This window comes from Streptomyces gilvus (assembly GCF_022513565.1).
GTDB classification, from domain to species: Bacteria; Actinomycetota; Actinomycetes; order Streptomycetales; family Streptomycetaceae; genus Streptomyces; species Streptomyces gilvus.
In genome coordinates, this window is the sequence record NZ_JAKWBE010000001.1 from 730,446 (window position 1) to 749,705 (window position 19,260).

15 protein-coding genes and 2 pseudogenes are annotated in these 19,260 nt (G+C 72.3%); 7 read left to right on the plus strand and 10 right to left on the minus strand.

Annotated features, from left to right (window positions below):
• Nucleotides 1-77: 77 nt before the first annotated feature.
• Nucleotides 78-1,139 carry a hypothetical protein gene (locus MKW14_RS03340; protein ID WP_240858657.1) on the minus strand — a complete coding sequence of 354 codons (1,062 nt, stop codon included), beginning with the start codon at nucleotides 1,137-1,139 and terminating at the stop codon, nucleotides 78-80.
• 64 nt (nucleotides 1,140-1,203) lie between these two features.
• Nucleotides 1,204-3,768, minus strand: coding sequence for a CHAT domain-containing protein (locus tag MKW14_RS03345; protein ID WP_240858933.1), 2,565 nt, complete (start codon nucleotides 3,766-3,768; stop codon nucleotides 1,204-1,206).
• A 158-nt stretch (nucleotides 3,769-3,926) separates the two neighbouring features.
• Here MKW14_RS03345 and MKW14_RS03350 point away from each other — a divergent pair, with 158 nt between their 5' ends.
• From MKW14_RS03350 to MKW14_RS03360, 3 genes are read left to right on the plus strand one after another with little or no spacing between them, the layout of a single operon-like run.
• Nucleotides 3,927-5,363, plus strand: a complete 1,437-nt coding sequence (locus MKW14_RS03350; RefSeq protein ID WP_240858658.1) for a S8/S53 family peptidase — start codon at nucleotides 3,927-3,929, stop codon at nucleotides 5,361-5,363.
• Between the two features lie 59 nt (nucleotides 5,364-5,422).
• A complete protein-coding gene (locus MKW14_RS03355; protein WP_240858661.1) occupies nucleotides 5,423-5,998 on the plus strand; it encodes an RNA polymerase sigma factor in 576 nt (191 codons plus the stop codon).
• Nucleotides 5,999-6,012: 14 nt separating this feature from the next.
• On the plus strand, nucleotides 6,013-6,504 hold the full coding sequence (locus MKW14_RS03360) for a hypothetical protein (RefSeq protein ID WP_240858662.1): 492 nt from the start codon (nucleotides 6,013-6,015) through the stop codon (nucleotides 6,502-6,504).
• Between the two features lie 21 nt (nucleotides 6,505-6,525).
• Here the strand turns inward: MKW14_RS03360 and MKW14_RS03365 are convergent, their stop codons facing one another.
• Complete coding sequence (locus tag MKW14_RS03365; protein WP_240858663.1) at nucleotides 6,526-7,329, minus strand: N-formylglutamate amidohydrolase; 804 nt, start codon at nucleotides 7,327-7,329, stop codon at nucleotides 6,526-6,528.
• Between the two features lie 91 nt (nucleotides 7,330-7,420).
• On the opposite strand from MKW14_RS03365, the gene MKW14_RS03370 reads away from it, so the two are divergent.
• Both MKW14_RS03370 and MKW14_RS03375 read left to right on the plus strand, forming a co-directional pair.
• Nucleotides 7,421-7,762, plus strand: coding sequence for a DUF5713 family protein (locus MKW14_RS03370; RefSeq protein WP_240858666.1), 342 nt, complete (start codon nucleotides 7,421-7,423; stop codon nucleotides 7,760-7,762).
• Nucleotides 7,763-7,767: 5 nt separating this feature from the next.
• Complete coding sequence (locus MKW14_RS03375; RefSeq protein WP_240858667.1) at nucleotides 7,768-8,865, plus strand: DNA glycosylase AlkZ-like family protein; 1,098 nt, start codon at nucleotides 7,768-7,770, stop codon at nucleotides 8,863-8,865.
• Here MKW14_RS03375 and MKW14_RS03380 read toward each other — a convergent pair.
• The 6 genes and pseudogenes from MKW14_RS03380 to MKW14_RS03405 all read right to left on the minus strand — a co-directional run.
• Nucleotides 8,855-9,169, minus strand: a pseudogene (locus MKW14_RS03380) (homoserine O-acetyltransferase); the annotation flags it as partial. The gene MKW14_RS03375 and the pseudogene MKW14_RS03380 sit on opposite strands and share 11 nt — an antisense overlap.
• Nucleotides 9,163-9,551, minus strand: a pseudogene (locus MKW14_RS03385) (PLP-dependent transferase); the annotation flags it as partial. The pseudogenes MKW14_RS03380 and MKW14_RS03385, both read right to left, overlap by 7 nt.
• Before the next feature lie 325 nt (nucleotides 9,552-9,876).
• Nucleotides 9,877-10,176, minus strand: a complete 300-nt coding sequence (locus MKW14_RS03390) for a hypothetical protein (RefSeq protein WP_240858668.1) — start codon at nucleotides 10,174-10,176, stop codon at nucleotides 9,877-9,879.
• A 155-nt stretch (nucleotides 10,177-10,331) separates the two neighbouring features.
• On the minus strand, nucleotides 10,332-12,551 hold the full coding sequence (locus tag MKW14_RS03395; protein ID WP_240858669.1) for an NADP-dependent isocitrate dehydrogenase: 2,220 nt from the start codon (nucleotides 12,549-12,551) through the stop codon (nucleotides 10,332-10,334).
• Nucleotides 12,552-12,777: 226 nt separating this feature from the next.
• Nucleotides 12,778-13,872 (minus strand): mechanosensitive ion channel family protein, encoded by a 1,095-nt coding sequence (locus tag MKW14_RS03400; RefSeq protein WP_240858672.1) that lies wholly within the window; start codon nucleotides 13,870-13,872, stop codon nucleotides 12,778-12,780.
• Between the two features lie 122 nt (nucleotides 13,873-13,994).
• Nucleotides 13,995-14,975: a lysylphosphatidylglycerol synthase transmembrane domain-containing protein gene (locus tag MKW14_RS03405; RefSeq protein ID WP_374116525.1), complete on the minus strand. Its 981-nt coding sequence runs from the start codon at nucleotides 14,973-14,975 to the stop codon at nucleotides 13,995-13,997.
• Nucleotides 14,976-15,149: 174 nt separating this feature from the next.
• Between MKW14_RS03405 and MKW14_RS03410 the strand changes: the two genes are divergently transcribed.
• Nucleotides 15,150-17,048, plus strand: coding sequence for an ABC transporter ATP-binding protein (locus MKW14_RS03410; protein WP_240858934.1), 1,899 nt, complete (start codon nucleotides 15,150-15,152; stop codon nucleotides 17,046-17,048).
• A gap of 140 nt (nucleotides 17,049-17,188) precedes the next feature.
• Nucleotides 17,189-17,887, plus strand: coding sequence for a phosphatase PAP2 family protein (locus MKW14_RS03415; protein ID WP_240858675.1), 699 nt, complete (start codon nucleotides 17,189-17,191; stop codon nucleotides 17,885-17,887).
• A gap of 23 nt (nucleotides 17,888-17,910) precedes the next feature.
• On the opposite strand, the gene MKW14_RS03420 is transcribed toward MKW14_RS03415, so the two are convergent.
• Nucleotides 17,911-19,254, minus strand: coding sequence for a glutamate-1-semialdehyde 2,1-aminomutase (locus MKW14_RS03420; protein ID WP_240858677.1), 1,344 nt, complete (start codon nucleotides 19,252-19,254; stop codon nucleotides 17,911-17,913).
• Between the last annotated feature and the right edge of the window lie 6 nt (nucleotides 19,255-19,260).

Consider the following 19,260-nt stretch of genomic DNA (forward strand, 5'->3'; position numbering starts at 1 on the left):
GGTGGAGTGACCGTAGGGCCCGCACGGCTTTGTGTGTAGGTGATGTGCGGGATCGGTGATCCAACCGTGATCGGTGTTTAAGTCTGGTCCTCGCCGTCGTTGGCCGCGTACGGGTGTACCTGGCGGTCGTCGTTGAACGGGATGAACCAGTCGTTCACTCCGAGGCCGTCCGTGGCCGGCTCGTACAGCCACTCGTGGTCGACGTCCTCGCACACGGTGGCGGTGAAGAACTCCAGGGCCGTGCCGACCTCCTCGGTGAGCAGGCCGTGCAGGTCGGCCGTCACCTCGGCCTGGGCGAGCAGGAACTTCATCAGCAACTCCTCGGCGACACAGCTCAGTTCGCCGAAGTGCGGCTGGGCGAGGCGTCCGGTCAGGGTGATCGCCGTGACGATCAGGCGGCGCGCGAACAGGACCGTGTACTGGAGGGCGAACCGCGACGGCAGGTCGTCGAGGATCATGAACGGCGCGTCGCTCTCGGCGACGGTCGGGCCCTCCTCCTCCAGTCCCGCCAGGTCCGTGAACAGCTGGTCGACGAGGAGGTCGACGGCGTGGACGACGGCCCCGGCCGCGACCTCCGCCGCCTCACGGCCGACGGTTCCCTTCTCGTCGGCGCAACCGAAGGCCGACAGCGGGAAGGCCCGCAGGCTCGGGGCGAGCGAGCGCAGTCGGACGCGCATCTCCTCGATCTCGGCCTCGTCCAGCCGGGACGGCGCGGCAGCGGGTCCGAACTCCGCGTGCCGACGCGCGCGTTCGGCGGGGTCGGCCGGCGGCGCGTCGGGGCCGTCGGCCGCGTCGAGGCTCTCCTGCAGCAGATCGGGGTGCAGATCCACCTCGCACCGCGTGATCTCCCAGTCCGCCAGCAACTCACTGCGCTCCAGCAGCTCCGCCACGACCTCACGCGCCGCGTCCTCGGCGAACTCCAGCGCCGGCGCGTCGACGAAGAGCTTCAGCAGGGCTCCTTCGGGATGGACGGCGATGAGGTCGTCCGTCAGATCGACCTCCATCCCGTCGGGACCCTCGATAGCCTCGATCGAGTCGAGGCCCTTGCGCAGCAGGAAGATCACGCCCTCGCGCTGCAGGGCGTCGAGTTCCTGGGCACCCCGAGCGAGGTGCACGTCCACAGTCACCGCATATGTCACACGATCATGGTGCCTGAGCCGCCGCGTCCACGGCAGAGGAACCCCCACCCAACCCCCGCCCTCCTCATGCCGCCCCGAACGCCGTGAACGCCCACCCCGTCGCCTGGTGCAGCGCGTCGTCCGGCAGCGCGGCCCGCGCGTCGCGCAGCGCCTCCGCCAGGGACAGCCCGTCGGCGAGCCCCTTGTGCAGCGCGAGCATCAGCGGCACCACCGCGTGGTCGTTGACCGGCGCGCTGCTCGCCACCACCCCGGCCGTGCCCAGCGGCAGCAGCGCGGTGACCAGACCGAGCAGTTCGTCGGCGCCCACCGCGGCGAGCCGTGCGGTGTCGCAGCTGGAGAGGATGATCCGGTACGGGCTGCGGTCCAGCCGCTCGAAGTCATGGACGATCAGCGGCCCGTCGGCCATCCGCAGCGAGGAGAACAGCGGACTGTCGGCGCGGAACGTGCCGTGCGCGGCGATGTGCGCGAGCGCGGCCCCGTCCAGCTCCGCCAACACCCTCGGCACGCGCGCGTCCTCGTGCTCCAGCAGCGTCGGCCTGCCGTACCGGTCGGCGAGTTCGGGCACCTCCGCCCCACCGGTCGCCAGCCCCGGCCCGCGCACCAGCACATGACGGTCGCGCGGCGGCGGCTCGGTCTCCCGCGCCCGCAGCCAGCCGCTCGCCGACGGCGACACACTGAGCACCCGTTCCCGCAGCGCCGGCAGCAGCGCCCAGGGCACACGGTGCAGCCGGCCCGGCGGTACGACCACGACGGGCCCGGAGCCCAGATGCGCCGCGGCCGGGCCGAGCAGCAGCTCCTCCAGGCGCCGCCCCATGGCCTCCACCAGCGGCAGCCGCGCGTCCGCGCCGGGGTGGGCCAGCCGCCGCAGCCCCGCCTGCACGTGCTCCGCCTCGGCCTCGGCGTCCGCGAGCAGCCCCGCCTCGAACCGCCGTACCCGCCCGTCCCCGCACAGCAGCACCTGCACCCGGCCGTCCAGCACGGCGAGCTCCACCAGCCGGGTCCCGCCCAGCCGGTCCAGCAGCCGGGCGGGGTCGAAGCGGTCCTCGGCGCCGGGCCTGGCGCCGCGCATGTGCAGGGTGCGGGCGCGGATCTCCCGTTCCAGGCGCCGCTGTTCGCGCTCCAGGGCCGGAACGGGACGGCCGCCGCCGCGGGCCTCCTCCGCGCGCGCGGCGATCTCCCGGAAGGCGGTCAGCCGGCCGAGCAGCTCCGGATCGGCCGGCGGCCGGGCCGGTGGCGTGGACAGGGCGGTGGCCCGCCAGCGCTCGCTCCACATCAGCAGCCGGCGCGGCTCGCCGGAGTCCAGGCTGACCCGCTGGGCCAGCGCGGCCAGTTCCGCGCCCTGCGCGGTGGCGCGGGCCCGCAGCTCCGAGGCGCCCAGCGTCATCCGGTGGTCGTCGAGCACGTCGAGCCCGCGCCGGCACGCCTCCAGGACGCCCCGCCGGGAACCGGCGACCCGGGCCCGCAGCGCCTGCGCCGCCCATCCGGTCATCCGGGCCAGCGGCGGCCCGCTGTGCCGGCTGCGCGCGGCGACGGCCAGATGCCGTTCCGCGTCCTGCGTCCAGTCCAACGACAGCGCGATACGGCCCGCCAGCAGGGAGGCCTCGGGAGCGGCCGGCGCGCCGAAGGAGGCGAGCCGTTCGGCGACCGCGGCCGCCTCCGCGACCAGGCGTCCCGAGGCCCGCCCGGCGGCCAACCGTGCCTCGATCAGCACCAGCCGGGCATGCGTCTCCCACCAGGGCCGACGCTGCCCGGCGAACAGCCGCACGGCCAGCGCGGCGCGCGCGATCGCGGTGTTGGCGTCACCCGCGAGGCGGGCCGCCCGGGCGGCGACCAGCAGCAGCTCCGCCTTGCGGGTGGACTGCCCGCCGATGCCGTCGATCGCCCCGATCGCCGCGTCTGCCACGGCGAGCGCCTCCGGGGCGAGTCCGGCCGCCATCAGCACCTCGCAGCGCCGGATGGAGAGCATGAACGACGGCGTGCCGAGCTTGGCGTACCGCTCGTCGGCCTCGTCCAGCAGCCGCAGCGCGACCGGCACGTCACCCTGCCGGAAGGCGGCGAGACCCCGGCTCTCCACGACGTCCGCCTTGTCGTGGTCCTGGCCGGTGGTGTCCCACAGCGCCTCGGCCGCCGCGAAGTCGGCGTCCGCCCGGTCCACGGCGCCGAGCGCCAGATGCACGGTGGCCCGCAGGGTCAGCGCCCGCGCCGTCCAGATGACGTCGTCGACCTGCCGCAGCACGGGAATCGCCCGCCGTACGTCCTCCAGCGCCTCGCGGTGGCGGCCCAGCACCCAGGAGGCGTAGGCCCGGCGGAAGAGCACCCGCGCGCGGGTGTGCCCGCTGCTGACGGCGACACCCCGCTCCAGCGCCTCCAGACCCTGCCGGGTGCGGCCCGCGTGGATCAGCGCGACGCCGAGCGCGGCCAGGACGTCGGCCTCCCGGTCCGGGGACTGTGCGCGCACGGCGAGATCGCGGGCGCGGCGCAAATGATGCAGGGCAAGCCTGAGGTCGCCCCAGTCCCGCTGCCAGATCCCGATCGCCTGGTGCGCCACGGAGGCGTGCCACGGCGACGGGTCGTCCTCCAGCACGCCCCGGGCCCGCGCCAGGGCCTCGTTCGGGGCGGCGAACACCATCGGCAGCAGTTCGAGAACCGAGTCGCTTCCCGCTGTCACCCCACGGATGGTAGTGGCCCTGGTTGCACCCGACACCGGTTTGGCGCTGTATCAGCTGTATCAATGAACGGCTCGGCGACTCTGACTGACGACAGTCGCCTCAAGGGGGAGGACACGCCATGGCACCACAGCGATTCCACGAACAGTTCGACCAGATCCAGCGTTCCATGCCCGACGTCCCCCTGGCGCTGGGGCCGGACGACGCGGCGGAGTTCATCTACGAGAAGGGCGTGGTCCTCGCCCGGGACGGCGAGGAGGCGCGGCTCGTCGAGGACACCGTGCGCGACCACTTCACGGCCGCCACCGGCCTCAGCGGCGACCAGGTGCGCCGGGCGGGCCCGCAGACCAACCGCTCGGGCGTCACCCGCATCCAGGTCGGCGACCCCGGCCACGGCGACCGGCGCGGCGACCGGGCCGTGGCGCACGCCCTGCGCTCGATGCGCGAGCACGAGGGCCGCGCCGGACGCCGGCTGGTCAGCCGCAACCACGTGGTGTCCATCGCGGTCAACTCCTGCCCGGGCGACGAGCCCGTGCCCTCGCCGCTCACCCAGGGCACCAACCCGGTCTCCAGCGAGCTGCCCCACGACCCCGACAGCGCCGTCGGCGTCCTGGTCGTCGACAACGGCCTCACGCACGACTACGGGCTGGTCCCGCTGCTCGCCCATGTCCAGGGCGACCTGTACGGCACCGAGACCGACAGCGCGGGCAACCTGCTGCAGTACGTCGGCCACGGCACGTTCATCGCCGGACTCGTGGCGGCCGTGGCGCCCAACACCGACATCACCGTCCGCAGCACCCTCAACGACGCAGGTGCCGTCCTGGAGTCCGAGTTCGGCCAGCGGCTGTTCGACGCGGTCGACGCGAACGGCTGGCCGGACATCATCAGCCTCTCCGCCGGCACCTCCAACGGCCGCACCGACGGCCTGCTGGGCGTGGAGAGCTTCATGCAGGCACTGCGCGAGCAGCGCACCCTGCTGGTCGCGGCGGCCGGCAACAACTCCAGCGCCACCCCCTTCTGGCCCGCCGCCTACGCCTCTCTGCCCGACTACCAGGACTCCGTGCTGTCGGTCGGCGCCCTGCGCAGCGACGGCGAGTTCGGCGCGTGCTTCACCAACCACGGCGCTTGGGTCAACGCGTACGCCCCCGGCGAGCGCCTCACCAGCACCCTGACCGGCTTCGACGCGCCCGTGCCGTACGTGTACCAGCACACGACGTACGACGCCTGCCGCTACGGCTTCACCTACGCCTGCACCTGTCAGTACCCGCGCCACACCGGAGTGCTCAGCGAGACCGGCGCGGCCACACCCGGCAAGGCCGACCAGGTGATGTTCGAGGGCTACGCGCACTGGAGCGGCACCTCCTTCGCCACCCCGGTGGCCGCGGGGCTCGTCGCCGCCTACATGACCGCCAACAAGGAGAGCGACCCGCGCGTGGCCCGTACCCAGTTGCTGGCCGGGAACACCACGTACGCGGAAGTGCGCGGGGCGCACGCTCCGGCGCTGCTCCCGGCGGGTTGGCGCCCCTCGCCGGTCACGCTGCTCGCCGCACCCGCATGAGGTGCGGAACCTCCCCCTCCACGGCGTACGATGACAGGCCGTACACGAGGAGTGGGGCCGTGGAACGAGGAGAAGTCGGCGCGCAGGTCAGGTCCGCCGTCGACGGCGACGCTGCGGCCTGGAAGGCACTCGTGGAGGGGCTGAGCCCACTGGTGTGGTCCGTCGTGCGCTCGCACCGGCTGTCCGACGCCGACGCGCACGAGGTGTACCAGACCGTGTGGTTCCGCTTCGCCCAGCACCTGGGGCGCATCCGGGAACCCGACAAGGCCGGGTCCTGGCTGGCGAGCACCGCGCGGCACGAGTGCCTGAAGGTGCTCAAGAGCATGCGGCGGCTCACTCCGACGGACGATCCCCAGCTGCTCGACCGGGTCAGCGAGGACCGTACGCCCGAGCAGTCGTTGCTCGATCTGGAGGAGGCCGACGCCCAGACCGAGCGCATCCGGCACCTGTGGCAGGAGTTCGAGGAACTGGGCGAGCGGTGCAGGCAGTTGCTGCGGGTCCTGATGGCCTCGCCGCCGCCCAGCTACCAGGAGGTGTCCGCGGCCCTCGGGATCGCCGTGGGCAGCATCGGCCCGCTGCGCCAGCGCTGTCTGCGGCGCCTGCGGGCGCGACTCGAGGCACGGGGGGCGGTGTGAGGGACATGGGTGACATGAGTGATGTGAACGGCGAGGAATCGTTCGACGGAGGGGAGTCGTTCGACGGCGAGGACCTCGGACTCGATCTGCTGGAGGAGGAGTTGCGCCGGGGCGCGGCGATCCTCGACCCGCTCCCGGCCGAGCTGCGGCGGATCGCGGTGGAGGCCTTCGTCCTGCACGACCTCGACGCCCGGATCGCCGAGCTGACGTTCGACTCCGTGGTCGACGCCATCCCGGTGCGGGGAGCCGTGGACGTGCCGCGCATGCTGACCTTCCACGCGGGCGGGCTGACCGTCGACGTGGAGCTGAGCGCCCAGGGCCTGATGGGGCAGGTGCTGCCGCCGCAGACCGCCCGGGTCGAGGTGCTCAGGGGCCTGCGGGCCACGGCGCCCCTGACGACCGACGACATGGGCCGCTTCGTGTACGGGGAGTCCCCGGCCGGCCCGTTCGCCCTGCGGCTGCGCACCGACGAGGGAGTCCTCGTCACGGACTGGCTCACGGTCTGACGAACGCCCCGGACCCTGCCCTCACCACGTCACGGGCAGGGTCTCGACCAGGGTGGCCAGTGCGGAGGCCAGCCGGTCGAGGCCGGGGCCCGCCGGTCCGCCCGGCTCGGCCATGTAGGTGTCCCGCCGGATCTCCACCATCAGCGCGCCGACCCGGGCGTCCCTCCCGTAGAACTCCAGCGGTACGTACGTCCCGCTGAACGGGCTGTCCAGCCCCGTCTCCCCGCACGACGCGAACGCCTCCCGCGCGGCCGTCACAAGCCCGGGCGGCGTGTGGAAGGAGTCGGTGCCGAGACAGACCGGCGGTCGCGGTCCGGCGCCGTGCAGTTCGTACGGCAGCGCGCGGCTGGGGTAGGAGTGCACGTCGACTACGACGGCCCGTCCGGTCCTCGCCAGCCGGTCGGCCACGGCGTCCGTCATGGCCCGCGCGTACGGCCTGAAGTAGCGGTCGACGAGCGGGGCGGGGTCGTTGTCGGCGGGCCGCAGCGCCTCCCGGTGCGTGGTGCGCGTGTAGACCGCGCCCATCCCGACGGCACGCATCTCCTCCCGCTCGTCCGGGAAGCGTTCCGGGTCGACGACCAGCCGCGAGAGCCGGTTCACGAACCGCCAGGGGGCCTTGCCCGTCAACCGCGCCGCCGCCTCGGCCAGTTCCGCCGTGTGCGCGTCCGTGATGTGGTCCAGCTCCCGCTCCAGCGCCGCGTCGTCCAGCACGATGCCCGCGCGCACCTCGGCCGGTATCTCCCGCGCGGAGTGCGGCACATGGAGGATCACGGGGGAGTCGGCGGCACCGGGCAGGAGGTCGAACGGGGCGGTGGGGTCGGGCACGGGCTGCTCCAGCGGGACGGCGGGCGTTGTCAGTGGGGCGTGGCAGCATCAAAGGTGCCACATCGACCAGCACGAACCCGGGGGAGCACCCATGCCCATCAGCAACGAGAAGGCCGCGTCGCGTCGGTTCCTGGAGGTCCTGTACGAGGACGACCACTTCCCGGACCACGTCCTCGACAAGGGCCGGGCGGTGCTGGTGGCCCTGTGCGAACGCGTCGAGGCCGAGCGGCCCGCCGACCTGGCCGCGCTGTACGCCCTGACGCAGGCGGCCACCGAGGAGTTCAACGCGCTGGAGGCCGAGTTCGAGGCGGCGGGCAGCGAGATCGAGACCGTGGCCCGGGAGGAGATGGGCGGCGACTTCTGGTTCATCGCCCAGGCCTACGGCTTCGACGACGCGGACGTGGAGGAACTGATCGCGACGCGTGAGTGGTGACACGGGTGACCCCACACGAGCTCTCGCGCGCCGACGCCCGCCGTATCGCCGTACGCGCTCAACTGCTGGACACCGCCCGGCCGGTCGGTCTGCTCGACGTGGTGCGGCAGCTGACCCTGCTGCAGGTCGACCCGATCGCGGCCGTCGCGCCCAACGCCGACCTGGTGGCGTGGAGCAGACTGGGCTCCTCGTACGCGCCGGCCGATCTGACCGGCGCGCTGGAGCGGAGATCACTGCTGGAGCTGCAGGCGATGGTCCGGCCCGCAGAGGACCTCGCGCTGTACCGCGCGGAGATGGCCGAGTGGCCCGAGCGGGGGACACCCTCGTCGTGGCGGGAGTACCACAGGACGTGGGTGGCGGCCAACGACGCGTGTCGGCGGGACATCCTCGAGCGGCTCGGCGCCGAGGGCCCCTTGCCCTCACGCGCCCTTCCGGACACCTGCGTCAAGCCCTGGAGGTCCAGCGGCTGGACCAACAACCGCAACGTCACCAAGCTGCTGGAGCTGATGGTGCAGCGTGGTGAGGTCGCCGTCGCCGGCCGCGGCGGGGGCGACCGGCTGTGGGACCTGGCCGACCGGGTCTACCCCGGTACTCCGCCGGTGCCCGTGGCTCAGGCCCTGCGGATCCGTGACGAGCGGCGGCTGCGTGCCCTGGGGATCGCCCGGGCCCGCGGACCGGAATGCCCGGTCGAACCGGCGGACGTGGGGGAGGCCGGGGAGCTGGCCGTCGTCGAGGGCGTGCGCGGCGGGTGGCGTGTGGATCCGGCCCAGTTGGACCGGCCGTTCGAAGGGCGGACCGCTCTGCTGTCCCCCTTCGACCGGCTCGTCCACGACCGCAGACGCACCCTCGAACTCTTCGAGTACGAGTACCAGCTGGAGATGTACAAGCCGGCCTCCAAGCGCCGCTGGGGCTACTTCGCCCTGCCGGTCCTCCACGGCGACCGGCTGGTGGGCAAACTCGACGCCGCAGCCGACCGCAGGGCCGGGGTGTTCCGGGTGCACGCGATCCACGAGGACGTTCCGTTCACCGGGGTCATGACCGAGGACATCGATCGCGAGATCGAGGACCTGGCCCGGTGGCTCGGACTGGAACTCAGTCGGTGAGCAGGGTGCGGACCAGCGCCGCGACCTGTGCCGTCTCGATCAGGAACCCGTCGTGCCCGTACGGCGACTCGATGATCCGCAGCCGGTCCGCGAACGGGATCAGCGCGGCCGGCTCGCGCTGCTGGGCGAGCGGATAGAGGCGGTCGGAGTCGACGCCGGCGACCAGGGTGGGGGCGGTGATCCGGCCGAGAGCGGCCCATAGGCCACCGCGGCCGGCGTCGTGGGCGTTCATCGCCTCCGACAGCACGACATGGCTGCCCGCGTCGAAGCGCCGTGTCAGTTTGGCGGCGTGGTGGTCGAGATGCTGGAGACGATGTGGTCGGCCGAGCTCGCCAGCGTCAGGAGGGCCAGCGTCTCGGCGGCCTGTCCGGAGGACAGCGCCACGGCGGCGACCCCGCCCTCCAGCGCGGCGATCCGCTGCTCGAAGACGTCCTGGGTGGGGTTGTGGATGCGGGTGTAGATGTTGCCGGGCTCGGCGAGCGAGAACAGGTCGGCGGCGTGCCGGGTGTCGCGGAAGACGAAGGAGGTCGTCTGGCAGATCGGCGTCGCCCGGGCGCCCGTCGTCGGGTCGGGTCGGCCCCGGCGTGGATCTGCTTGGTCTCGAAGGACCAGGCCGAGGCGTCGGGACCGGAAGGCGCTTCCTCGGGCGTGTGTCCGGCGGTGCCGGAGTCGATGGGCTGGCTCATGGCGGTGCTCCTCGTACAAAGGGCGTGGCGAATAGCGCGTGCGGGCACGCGTCGGCACAGCCGGGAAGGAGAGGGAGGCGGCCGGAGGGGAGCGTCAGCTCACGGCACGACAGGAAGTGGTGGTGACACGCACGTAGTCCACGTGGCGTCGGGTCACGAGCACCGTCATGCGACGAGGGAACCACACGAGGTCACGGCGGAACAGCGGCGCGTTCCGCCCGACATACAGACTTCACGAACGACGAACTCGGCCACCTCGCGCGACGCGCGGAGATGGCCGAGTGGCAGGGAGAGAGCAGGGGGAGAAAGGGGTCCGGGTGGGCGGTCAGGCGGCGCCGCTGACCCCGGGGGCGACGAAGCGGCGGTGCAGGGGCGAGAACCGCGTCTCGGGCTCGCCGGTGATCCCGGCTTCCTTGACGGCGGCGGCCAGCCGCTCGGTGAAGAACCGCTCGAAGTCCGCCTGGGCGTTCCACACGTCGGTGACGCACATGGTGTCCCCGTCGAACCAGGCGGCGTGCAGGACGGCGCCCTCCGGTACCTGTTCCTCCCAGCGCACGGTGTTCCGTACGGTGTCGTACTGCTCGGGTGTGACTCCCGGCCAGCGCATGGACAACACGACAGCCATGGCGATGCCTCCTTCGTTCGGTTCCCCCTGTTCAGTACACCGGCAGGGGGCGCCGTCCGCTCGTCGCGCTGGGCCGCCCGTGACATGGCACTGCCCCGGCCGGGCAATGCCGGCCGGGGCAGGGAAGCCGCGCAGGGCCTGTCGGGCCCCTCGGGTCAGCTCAGGGAGGCCAGGGCCTCGTTCCAGGTGGCCGACGGGCGCATGACCGCGGCGGCCTTCGCCGGGTCGGGCTGGTAGTAGCCGCCGATGTCCGCCGGGTTGCCCTGGACGGCGTTCAGCTCCTCGACGATCTTCTGCTCGCCCGCGGCGAGCGTATCGGCGAGCGGCTGGAAGGCCTTGGCGAGCTCGGCGTCGTCGGTCTGCTGCGCCAGCTCCTGCGCCCAGTAGAGGGACAGGTAGAAGTGGCTGCCGCGGTTGTCGATGCCGCCGACGCGCCGGGTCGGGGACTTGTCCTCGTTGAGGAAGGTCGCCGTGGCGCGGTCGAGGGTGTCGGCCAGGACCTTGGCGCGGGCGTTGCCGGTGGCCGTGGCGTACTGCTCGAAGGAGGGCACCAGCGCGAAGAACTCACCGAGGGAGTCCCAGCGCAGGTAGTTCTCCTTGACCAGCTGCTGGACGTGCTTGGGCGCGGAGCCGCCGGCGCCCGTCTCGAACAGGCCGCCGCCCGCCATCAGCGGGACGACCGACAGCATCTTGGCGCTGGTGCCCAGCTCCAGGATGGGGAAGAGGTCGGTGAGGTAGTCACGCAGGACGTTGCCGGTGACCGAGATGGTGTTCTCACCGCGGCGGATGCGCTCCACCGACAGCTTGGTGGCCTCGACGGGGGCGAGGATGCGGATGTCCAGGCCCTCGGTGTCGTGCTCCGGCAGGTAGGCGTTGATCTTGGCGATCAGGTTGGCGTCGTGCGCGCGGGTCTCGTCCAGCCAGAAGACGGCCGGGTCGCCGGTGGCGCGGGCGCGGGTGACGGCCAGCTTCACCCAGTCCTTGATCGGCGCGTCCTTGGTCTGGCAGGCGCGGAAGATGTCGCCCGCGGCGACCGGCTGCTCGATCAGGACGTTGCCGGTCTGGTCGACCAGACGGACCGTGCCGGCCGCCTTGATCTCGAAGGTCTTGTCGTGGGAGCCGTACTCCTCGGCCTTCTGGGCCATCAGACCGACGTTCGGGACCGAGCCCATCGTCGACGGGTCGTAGGCGCCGTTGGCGCGGCAGTCGTCGATCGCGGCCTGGTAGACGCCGGCGTAGGAGGAGTCCGGCAGCACCGCGAGGGTGTCGGCCTCCTGGCCGTCCGGGCCCCACATGTGGCCGGAGGTGCGGATCATGGCCGGCATCGAGGCGTCGACGATGACGTCGGACGGCACGTGCAGGTTGGTGATGCCCTTGTCGGAGTCGACCATCGCCAGGGCTGGGCCCTCGGCGAGCTCGGCGTCGAAGGAGGCCTTGATCGCGTCGCCCTCGGGCAGCGCCTCCAGGCCCTTGAGGATGCCGCCGAGACCGTCGTTCGGGGACAGACCGGCCGCGGCCAGCGTCGCGCCGTACTGCTCGAAGGTCTTCGGGAAGAACGCGCGCACCACGTGACCGAAGATGATCGGGTCGGAGACCTTCATCATGGTGGCCTTCAGGTGCACCGAGAACAGCACGTCCTCGGCCTTGGCGCGGGCGATCTGCGCGGTGAGGAACTCGCGCAGCGCGGCCACATGCAGCACGGACGCGTCGACGACCTCGCCCTCGAGGACCGGTACCGACTCGCGCAGCACGGTGGTGGTGCCGTCCTCGCCGGCCAGCTCGATCCGCAGCGAGCCGGCCTCGGAGATCACGACGGACTTCTCCGTCGAGCGGAAGTCGTTCTCGCCCATGGTCGCCACGTTGGTCTTGGACTCGGAGGTCCAGGCGCCCATGCGGTGCGGGTGGGTCTTGGCGTAGTTCTTGACCGAGGCGGGGGCGCGGCGGTCGGAGTTGCCCTCGCGCAGGACCGGGTTCACGGCGGAGCCCTTGATCTTGTCGTAGCGGGCCTGGATCTCCCGCTCCTCGTCGGTCTTCGGGTCGTCCGGGTAGTTCGGCAGCGCGTAGCCCTGGGCCTGCAGCTCGGCGATGGCGGCCTTCAGCTGCGGGATGGACGCCGAGATGTTCGGCAGCTTGATGATGTTGGCCGCGGGCGTCTTGGCCAGCTCGCCCAGCTCGTGCAGGGCGTCCGGGATGCGCTGGTCCTCGGCCAGGTACTCCGGGAACACGGCGATGATGCGCCCGGCCAGCGAGATGTCCCGCGTCTCCACGGAGACACCCGCCTGCGAGGCGTACGCCTGGACCACCGGCAGGAAGGAATACGTCGCCAGGGCCGGGGCCTCGTCAGTGTGCGTATAGATGATGGTCGAGTCAGTCACCGGGTGCTCCGCTCCACGTCTGCAACATTGCTCGACATCAAGATATCTCGTGATCGGGGCCGACTCGACAGGGGTCCGTGCAACCAACGCGTCGCATCCCGGGTCATGGATGTGGATCGTGCAGCTGATCACATCCGATCGTCGACGGCCGGAGCCGCCCGACCGGCGGCCCGACCGGCCGTCCGAGCGGCACCCCGGCGCCCGAGCCCCTCGGCCACCCTGTAGGTCACTCCAGGTGGGCGACGTTCGCCTCGTCCATCTCCTGCGGGCCGCGCTGCTGCGGGATCGACACCGATCCCTGCTGCAGCGCCACCGTGCGCGTCGGCGCCGGGATGCGGATGCCCTCCTCGCGGTACCGCCGGTGCAGTTGCTTGATGAACTCGTGCTTGACGCGGAACTGGTCGCTGAACTCGCCCACGCCCAGGATCACCGTGAAGCCGATCCGGGAGTCGCCGAAGGTGTGGAAGCGGATCGCCGGCTCGTGCTCGGGGACGGCCCCGCTGACCTCGGTCATCACGTCGGAGACCACCTCCAGCGTGACCCGCTCGACGTGCTCCAGATCACTGTCGTACCCGACCCCCACCTGGACCAGGATGGTCAACTGCTGCTCGGGGCGCATGAAGTTGGTCATGTTCGCCTTGGCCAGCTGCCCGTTGGGGATGACGACCAGGTTGTTGGAGAGGGCGCGGACCGTGGTCTGGCGCCAGTTGATGTCCTCGACGTAGCCTTCCTCGCCGCTGCTGAGCCGGATGTAGTCGCCGGGCTGCACCGTCTTGGACGCCAGGATGTGGACGCCCGCGAAGAGGTTGGCGAGGGTGTCCTGCAGGGCCAGCGCGACCGCCAGACCGCCGACGCCGAGGGCGGTGAGCATCGGCGCTATGGAGATGCCGAGCGTCTGCAGCACCACCAGGAAGCCGAGTGCCAGCACCAGGACCCGGGTGATGTTCACGAAGATCGTGGCCGAACCGGCGACCCCGGAACGGGACTGGGTGACGGTCCGCACCAGACCGGCGATGACCCGGGCCGCCGTCAGCGTCACGACGAGGATGAGGACGACGGTCAGCGACTGGTTGACGTGTTTCTGGACGGTCCTCGTCAGCGGGAGCACCCCGCCGGCGGAGGCCGCGCCGCCCAGGAACGCCGCCCATGGCACCACCGTCCGCAGCGCGTCCACGATGACGTCGTCACCGCTCCAGCGGGTCCGGTCGGCGTGCTTGCCCAGCCACCGCATCAGCATGCGCAGCAGGAACGCCGCCAACAGCCCCGCCACCAGCGCGATCGAGGCGATGACCAGATCGTCCACGGTGAGCGCTCGGTTCACCGACTACCTCCAAGTCCAGGATGTGCAACCGCTCATCCTGCCTTATCCGGCAGAGGAGTTCGCCCCGCGCGAAGGGCCGTACCGTACGGATCCGGACAGACCGTCGCCGTACGGCCCGACGCTCAGATCACCTTCAGGCGCACCAGCGCGCCCAGGGTCAGTGCCCCCGGCACCAGGGGCAGCCACACCGTGATGATCCGGTAGGCCAGGACGACCGCCGTCGCCATGGCCGCCGGTGCGCCCGCCGCGACCAGGGCCACGATCAGCGCCGCCTCCACCGAGCCGAGGCCGCCCGGGGTCGGCACCAGGGCCACCGCGACCGTCGCCGCGAGGTAGGCCGCCGCCATGTGCACGGGCGGCACGGGCAGGCCCAGGGACATGCCGACCAGCACGAGTCCCGCCGCCTGCAGCGAGGGGAAGGCGAGCGAGCCGCCCCACAGGGCGAGGGCGCGGCACGGGCGGGCGTGCACCGAGCGCAGTTCGCCCAGCGCGGTCCGCAGGAAGGCCAGGACGGCGGTGAGCAGCCGCCGTACGAGAGCGAGGACCGTCACCGCGGCGACCGCGACCGCGCCGAAGGTCAGCAGCAGGGGAGCCGCCGAGCCGGGCGGGAGCAGATCGCCGAAGCGCAGCGCGTCGGGGAACGCGACCAGCAGGACGACCAGCAGAGCCACCCGGGTGACCGACTCGGCCAGCAGGTACACGGCGAGCGCGGCCGAGGAACGGGCCAGCGGGATGCCGCACACCGTCATGAAACGCAGATTGACCGCCCCCGCGCCGAGGCCGGTCGGCAGCAGATGGTTGGCCGAGCCCGCCGCGAACTGCGTCGCGAGCAGCCGCCGCCTGGGCAGCCGGTCGACGACCGCGCCCTGCCGGGTGAACGCGGCCGCCACCCAGGTCAGACACGTGACGCCGACCGCGGCCAGCAGCCACGGCCACTCGGCCGACCGCAGATGGCCGAAGCCCTCCACGAGCACGTCCCGGTGCCGCACGGCGACGAAGGTGACCAGCAGGAGCGGAAGGAGGCACAGGATCTGGCGGACCGGGACGCGACGGGGGAACCCACCCGGAGTGAGTGAGCTTTGGGGAAGTTGAACCGCAGTCACATCCGGAGAGGGTTTCCGCACCGCGCCAACTGCGGGTTGCGGAATCGCGGACAGCGTCTTACGGACGGGAAGCGGCTGGGGAGGCAGGGCCATGGGGTCCTTCGGGGCAGGGGACGATGCGACGGAAGTGTTGACCTCAACAACGCTCGAGGTTCTAGGTTCTCTCCCATGAGCATGGAGACCACAGCGTGGACACAGCTGCACAGTGTCATGACAGCCCAGCAGGAACGGCGACCCGTGGCGCGCGCCACGCTGCGCCGCATCGCGGCGTTCGCCCGGCCGCACCGCGCCCGTATCGCGCAGTTCGTGCTCCTCGGGGTGGTGACGGCCCTGCTCGCCGTGGCGACCCCCGTGCTCGCCGGACATGTCGTCGACGCGATCGTGTCGCGGGGTGACCAGGGCACGGTCGTCCGCCTCGCGCTGCTCATCGCGCTGATCGCGCTGGCCGAGGCGGCGCTGGGCATCCTCGGCAGAAGACTCTCGGCGACGCTCGGGGAGGGACTCATCCTCGATCTGCGCACGGCTGTGTTCGATCATGTGCAGCGGATGCCGGTCGCGTTCTTCACACGCACTCGTACGGGAGCGCTGGTCTCCCGACTCAACAACGACGTCATCGGCGCCCAGCGCGCGTTCAGCAACACCCTGTCCGGGGTGGTCAGCAACCTCGTCACGCTGGTGCTCACGCTCGCCGTCATGGTCACCCTGTCCTGGCAGATCACCCTGCTCGCGCTGGTCCTGCTCCCGCTGTTCGTCGTCCCCGCCCGGCGCATGGGCAGCCGGATGGCGCGGATGCAGCGCGAGGCGGCGACCCTGAACGCGGCGATGGGCACCCGGATGACCGAGCGCTTCTCCGCGCCGGGCGCCACCCTGGTCAAGCTGTTCGGGCGTCCGGAGGAGGAGTCGGCCCAGTTCGCGGCGCGCGCCCGTCGTGTGGCCGACATCGGGGTGCGCACGGCCACGGCCCAGTCGGTGTTCATGACCGCGCTGACCCTGGTCTCCTCCCTGGCCCTCGCCCTGGTCTACGGCCTCGGCGGCTGGTTCGCCCTGCGCGGCACCCTGGAGCCGGGCGCCGTCGTCTCCCTGGCCCTGCTGCTGACCCGGATGTACGCCCCGCTCACCGCGCTGGCCGGCGCCCGCGTCGAGGTGATGAGCGCGCTGGTCAGCTTCGAGCGCGTCTTCGAGGTGCTCGACCTCCAGCCGCTCATCGAGGACAAGCCGGACGCCCGCGACGTCCCCGAGGGCCCGGTCGCCGTCGAGTTCGACGACGTCCGCTTCGGCTATCCCTCCGCCGACAAGGTCTCCCTCGCCTCCCTGGAGGAGGTCGCCTCCCTCGACACCCGCGGCGGCGACGAGGTCCTGCACGGCATCTCCTTCCGCGCCGAACCCGGCCGCACCGTCGCCCTCGTCGGCTCCTCCGGCGCCGGCAAGTCGACCATCGCGCAGCTGCTGCCGCGGCTGTACGACGTCGACGGGGGCGCCGTACGCGTCGGCGGGGTCGACGTGCGCGACCTGAGCGCCGGCTCCCTGCGCGCGACCCTCGGCATGGTCACCCAGGACGGCCACCTCTTCCACGACACCGTCCGCGCCAACCTCCTCCTCGCCCGCCCCGAGGCGACCGAGCCCGAGCTGTGGGAGGCGCTGCGCCGCTCCCGCCTCGACGACCTGGTGCGCTCCCTGCCCGACGGCCTGGACACCGTCGTCGGCGAACGCGGCTACCGCCTCTCCGGCGGCGAGCGCCAGCGCATGACCATCGCCCGCCTCCTGCTGGCCCGGCAGCGGGTCGTGATCCTCGACGAGGCCACCGCGCACCTCGACAACACCTCCGAGGCCGCGGTCCAGGAGGCCCTGGCCGAGGCCCTGGAGGGCCGCACCGCTGTCGTGATCGCCCACCGCCTCTCCACCGTGCGCTCGGCGGACCTGATCCTGGTCGTCGAGGGCGGACGGGTCGTGGAACGCGGCACCCACGAGGAACTGCTGGCGGCGCAGGGACGCTACGCGGAGCTGTACCGGACGCAGTTCGAGGCACGGGACGCCGTACCGGTGTCCGTCGAGGAGGGCGGCGCGGCCGCGTGAACCCCGCTCCGGGAGCCTGGAGTGCCGCGGGGGATCCGTTTACCTCGGCTTGGCAGGGGCTGGCATAGAGTCGGATTCCGGTGCCTTTGACCAGGGGGACGGAAGGCGGGGGAGATGCGTCGCAGCTGCCGGAGAGGCGCGTGACCGGCCGGACGGAACCCGCGGTGCTGCCCCGGTCGCTGCGGGCGTGGCTCGGGGTGACAGCGGTCGCCGCCGCGGTGGTGGTCGGTGTGCTCGGGGCCCTGTTCGCCGGGCACACCGAGCCCGGCAGGGTGGACAGATGGTTCGTCCTGCCGACGGAGGACAGCGTCCAGGGGCCCTGGCGGGACGTCGCCCTGGTCTTTGACTTCCTGGGGGAGCCCGCCGGATCCACGCTGCTGGTCGGGGCCATCGTGCTGTGCTGCCTGCTGCTGCGGCGGCCCCGCGGCGCGGCCCTCTTCGCCGTCGGAGCCGTCGTGGCCGTGGGCACGACGACCCTGCTCAAGCACGTGGTGGGACGCACCATCCACGGACCCGGCAACCTGTCCTTCCCGAGCGGGCACACCACCTTCTTCACCGCGCTCGCCCTCGTCCTCGCGCTGCTCGCGACCGGCCGCCTCGGCCTCGGCAGGACGGCCGGCATGTCACTCGTGCTCGCCGTGTCGCTGGCCGGGGGCGCGGTCATGGGATGGGCGGAGGTGGCCCTGGGCGCGCACTACCCGACCGACGCCCTCGGCGGCTGGTGCACCGCGCTGGCGGTGGTCCCGGCGACCGCGTGGCTGCTCGACCGGCTCGCCGACCGGATGGCCGGCCGCCCGGCCGAGCGGATGGCGGACGCCGGCCGGCGGGAGCCCCGCTGACGTCACATCACGTCACGATCACCTCACGCCAGGCGGCGGAAGACGGGCTTCACCGGTCGTCCGCCCAGCCAGGGGGTCGGATCGCCGGCGTCCAGTGCCTTGCGGTACACCGCACAGGCCTGGGCCACCACGTCGACGGTGTGCTCGATGTCCTCGTCGCTGAGCGCGCTGCTCACCACGAACGACGGGGCCAGCACCCCGCCCGCGAGGAGCCGGCGCAGGAACAGGGTGCGGTACTCCTGCGACGGCCGGCCGTTCTCGTCGAGGGTGGCGAAGACCAGGTTGCTGGCCCGGCCCCGGACGACGACGTGCTCGCCGACGCCCATGCCGGCCGCGGCCTCGCGGACACCGGCGGCCAGCCGCTCGCCGAGGGCGTGCAGCCGCGCGGTGACGCCCTCCTCGGTGTAGACGGTCTGCACGGCCATCGCGGCCGCCAGGGAGTGCGTCTCGGCTCCGTGCGTGGTGGACAGCAGGAACACGCGCTCGCCGGCGTGGCGCAGCCCGCCCCGCTCCATCAGCTCCCGGCGTCCGGCCAGCGCGGAGACGGCGAACCCGTTGCCCAGCGCCTTGCCGAAGGTGGAGAGGTCGGGGACGACGCCGTAGAGGCTCTGCGCGCCCGCCTCCGACCAGCGGAAGCCGGTGATCATCTCGTCGAAGACCAGGACGCAGCCGTGCCGGTGGGCGAGTTCGCGCAGGCCGGCGAGGTAGCCGGGCGGCGGCTCGGTGTGGGTGGCGGGTTCGAGGATCAGACAGGCGATCTCGCCCTCGTACCGGTCGAGCAGTTCCCCGGTGGCGGTCAGGTCGCCGTAGGGGAACGTCACCGTGAGCTCGTTGGTCTGCGCGGGGATGCCGGCGGACATCGGCGTGGTGCCGATGAACCAGTCGTCGACGGAGAAGAAGGGATGGTCGGCGCAGATGGCCACCCGCGGGCGTCCGGTGGCGGCGCGGGCGAGGCGCACCGCGGCGGTGGTGGCGTCGGAGCCGTTCTTCGCGAACTTCACCATCTCCGCGGTCGGTACCGTGGCCAGGAAGCGTTCCGCGGCCTCGAGTTCCACGACGGACGGCCGGACGAAGTTGCTGCCGCGGTCGATCTCCCGCCGCACCGCCTCGGTCACCCGGGGGTGGGCGTGGCCGAGGCTGACCGAGCGCAGGCCGGAGCCGTACTCGACGTAGCGGTTGCCGTCGACGTCCCACACATGGGCGCCGCGGCCGTGGCTGATGACCGGGGCCAGGTCCTGCGGGTACTGGTCGTCGCCCTTGGCGTAGGTGTGCGCGCCGCCGGGGACCAGGGCGTGCAGTCGCTCGTTGGCCGTCCGCGACCGGGGCAGGTCGACGTCGGTGGTCCGCTCGGTGTGTTCGGTGTGCAAGCCGGC

Coding starts and splice junctions, on each gene's coding strand:
- MKW14_RS03350 (WP_240858658.1), top strand. CDS start 3,927: ATGGCACCACAGCGATTCCACGAACAGTTCGACCAGATCCAGCGTTCC.
- MKW14_RS03360 (WP_240858662.1), top strand. CDS start 6,013: ATGAGTGATGTGAACGGCGAGGAATCGTTCGACGGAGGGGAGTCGTTC.
- MKW14_RS03410 (WP_240858934.1), top strand. CDS start 15,150: ATGGAGACCACAGCGTGGACACAGCTGCACAGTGTCATGACAGCCCAG.
- MKW14_RS03345 (WP_240858933.1), bottom strand. CDS start 3,768: ATGGTGTTCGCCGCCCCGAACGAGGCCCTGGCGCGGGCCCGGGGCGTG.
- MKW14_RS03390 (WP_240858668.1), bottom strand. CDS start 10,176: ATGGCTGTCGTGTTGTCCATGCGCTGGCCGGGAGTCACACCCGAGCAG.
- MKW14_RS03370 (WP_240858666.1), top strand. CDS start 7,421: ATGCCCATCAGCAACGAGAAGGCCGCGTCGCGTCGGTTCCTGGAGGTC.